Raw genomic sequence first — 3,234 nt, forward strand, 5'->3', positions numbered from 1 at the left:
TCGGGGTCTGGGCGACCGTATATGTACGGATTCCACCCTGGATAACGATCGGCGCGTGCGCCGTACAAGGGCTGGTCGCCCCCATCATGATCCTGGCGGTCAGGTCCACCGGCTGTGCCCTGTTCTTGAGAATCCGTCATGCCCCTCGGCCCCCTTGTGATGCCCGGTCAAGCGCGCAGTACGGCGCCCAGACCCGCAGTCTTGTCAACGATGGCCTGACGCAGGGATTCGCTGTCCTCGGACGTCAAAGTGCGGTCCGGGGCGCGGAAGGTGACTGCGAAGGCCAGCGATTTTGCATGCTCACCGATCTGATCGCCAGTGAAAACGTCGAACAGCTCGATGGATTCAAGACTAGACCCAGCCGCTTCTCTGATGGCGGAAGTCAGATCAGCTGCCGAGACCGTGTCCGGCACAGTGAAGGCCAGATCCTGACGGACCGGCGGGAAGGTCGAGACCGGCTTGGCCTGCAGGGGTGTGTAGTCCAGGTGGTCCAGCACCATGTCCAGGCTCAGCTCGAAAGCGGCAGAATGGGCAGGGAAACCCAGAGCCTGATCAACCCGAGGATGCAGCTCGCCCACCATGCCGACGAGCGTGCCGTCATCCAGGACCAGCCTGGCGGTGCGGCCCGGATGCCACTGGTCAGGCACCTGCTCGCCAGAGGGTTGCTCCAGCCGATAATCGGCACCCAGCCTGTCCAAAACCCGGCGAGCCGATTCGACTGCATCGGTCCAGTCCACATCCCTGCTGTCCTTAAGCCAGCCGTCTTCCTGGGCCCGGCCGGTCAGCAAGGCCGCCACATGCAGCCGTTGCTCTGGCAGACCCTGGTCCAGGCGGGCCAAATCCTCGTCGCTGGGCCGCACGCCGCCCGGAAGTGTAGGTACCGCAGGAGCCTTGGGGTCGCGACGGAAGACATAGCCGATCTCGAAGAGACGCACATCAGTGTTGCCACGTCGCAGGTTGCGTTCCACGGTGTTGGCCAGCGGCAATAGCAGGCTCTGCCTCAGATAGGGCCTGTCAGCGGCCATGGGGTTGGCCAGCTCCACGCTGTTGATATGGACCTCATCAGGATCCATGCCGAAGGCCTTGAAATCATTGTCACCGACAAATGGATAGTCCAGAACCTCGGTCAGCCCATACTCGGCCAGGGTGTCAGCCACCCAACGGCGACGCTGCTGACGATCGGTCAGACCAATTGCTCCGGAAACCTTGGGTGATGGCACGGTGACGGGGATACGGTCGTAGCCCACCAGGCGGGCCACCTCTTCGACCAGGTCGCAGCCCTCGCCCAGGTCGGGCCTCCAGGTTGGCGGAGTCACGGACAGCCGGTCCTGAGGATCGCCTTGGACCGTGCAGCCTATGTCGCGCAGAATGGCCACAATGCGCTGGGGTTCCACATCCAGTCCAGTCAGCCTGGCCACCTCGCTGACAGCAAAGTCGATGACTGACATGGGCTTGGTCTGGTTCATATCCAGCGGAGCATCCAGGTCCTGGCCACCGGCAAGGCGATGCAGCAGGTCAGCGGCCATAGCCGCGGCAGCCGGCTGCATCTGCGGATCGACCCCGCGCTCAAAGCGCTTGGAAGCCTCGGAGGGCAGCTTGTGGCGACGTGCGGTCCTGGCGATGGTCACCTGGTCGAAGTGGGCGGACTCAATCAGAATATTCCGCGTCTGATCGGTCACCTCTCCATACAGACCGCCCATGACTCCGGCCAGACCCAAGATACGGGATCCCTCTTGCCCCTCGGGCGAGTCGGTAATGAGCAGATCCTCGGTGCTGAGCTCGCGATCCTTGCCATCCAGAGTGGTCAGGTGCTCACCCTGCCTGGCCCTACGGACTACGATGGGCCCGCTGAGCTTGTCCAGATCATAGGCGTGCAGGGGCTGGCCCAGATCCAGCATGACATAGTTGGTGATGTCCACCGGCAGACTGATGGAGCGCATGCCGGCACGTACCAACCGCCGACGCATCCAGCTGGGAGTGGCCGCCTTGGGGTCACACCCGGTCAAGGCACGCAGGTAGTACCGATCACAGCCTGGCTGACCGTGAATAGGGTTCTCGTCCTGAATGCGCACGGCAAGCGGAGCCTGATCCTCCTGAGCTGCAGGGGCCGGCACTGTCTTGTTCAGCTCAATCACCGGATCCGTGTACTCAGCACCCGTGGAGTGGTGGTATTCCCTGGCAACCCCTCGGTAGGAGAAGGCATAGCCGCGGTCGGGTGTGATGTTGATCTCAAGAACAGGCCTGTTCATATGGAGCAGAGCTATGGCATCGTCACCTGGCTTGAGCTGCTCGTACTGCTCGGGGGTGAACCCGTAATTGCGCAGCAGGATGATGCCCTGATGGTCCGAGCCCAGCCCCAGCTCACGCTCTGAGGCGCACATGCCGTCCGAGATGTGGCCATAGGTCTTGCGCGGTTCGATACGGAAGTCCCCAGGCAGGACGGCCCCTGGCAGGGTCACCACCACCTTTTCGCCCGCAGCCATGTTTGGGGCCCCGCAGACGATGCCCCTAGGCACCTTGTGACCCTGGTCGTCCACAGCGTTGTACTGCTCGCCCACATCCACATGGCACCAGTTGATGGTCTTGCCGTTCTTCTGAGGCTCAGGCTCGGCATCCACCACATAGCCGACCACAATAGGGCCGGTCACTGTGGACTGATGAATGTCCTCTTCCTCCAGACCGACCCGGACCAGATCCTTGGCCAGCCGTTCATAGGTCAGATCCTCGGGGACCTGCACATGCTCCTTGAGCCAGTCGATATCTACCATTGGCATCTGACGGTCACTCCCCCATCTCGAACTGCTGGCTGAACCGCACGTCACCCTCGACCAGGTCGTGCATATCGTTGATGTCGTGACGCAGGAGCAGGGTGCGTTCCATGCCCACGCCGAAGGCGAAGCCTGAGTATCGCTGCGGGTCCACACCGGCCGACCTCAGAACGTTGGGGTTGACCATGCCGCAGCCTCCCCATTCAATCCATCCGGGGCCGCCCTTCTTGTCGGGGAACCAAAGGTCCATCTCAGCGCTGGGCTCGGTGAAGGGGAAGTATGAGGGACGCAGTCTGGTCCGGGCCTCAGGGCCGAACATGGCCACGGCGAGCTTGTCCAGGGTGCCCTTGAGGTCGGCCATGGTCAGGTGCTCGTCGACGGCGATGGCCTCGCACTGGTGGAAGACCGGGGTATGGGTCGCATCCAGTTCGTCCGTGCGGAAGACCCTGCCCGTGCAAGCCACGTA

General features: G+C 62.7%; 2 protein-coding genes. Both read right to left on the minus strand.

Annotated features, from left to right (window positions below; all coding sequences use genetic code 11):
• Nucleotides 1–167 precede the first annotated feature (167 nt).
• Nucleotides 168–2,774 carry a phenylalanine--tRNA ligase subunit beta gene (gene pheT, locus AC0AP0_RS08810; RefSeq protein ID WP_490430195.1) on the minus strand — a complete coding sequence of 869 codons (2,607 nt, stop codon included), beginning with the start codon at nt 2,772–2,774 and terminating at the stop codon, nt 168–170.
• 7 nt (nt 2,775–2,781) lie between these two features.
• A partial coding sequence (locus AC0AP0_RS08815) for a tRNA ligase subunit PheS family protein (protein WP_490430196.1) occupies nt 2,782–3,234 on the minus strand: 453 nt, incomplete at its 5' end.

The organism is Bifidobacterium sp. POST2/T3 (B1), assembly GCF_058197115.1.

Bases quoted from the DNA above. Each gene is read 5' to 3' on its own strand.
- pheT (WP_490430195.1), bottom strand. From the start codon at position 2,774: ATGCCAATGGTAGATATCGACTGGCTCAAGGAGCATGTGCAGGTCCCC.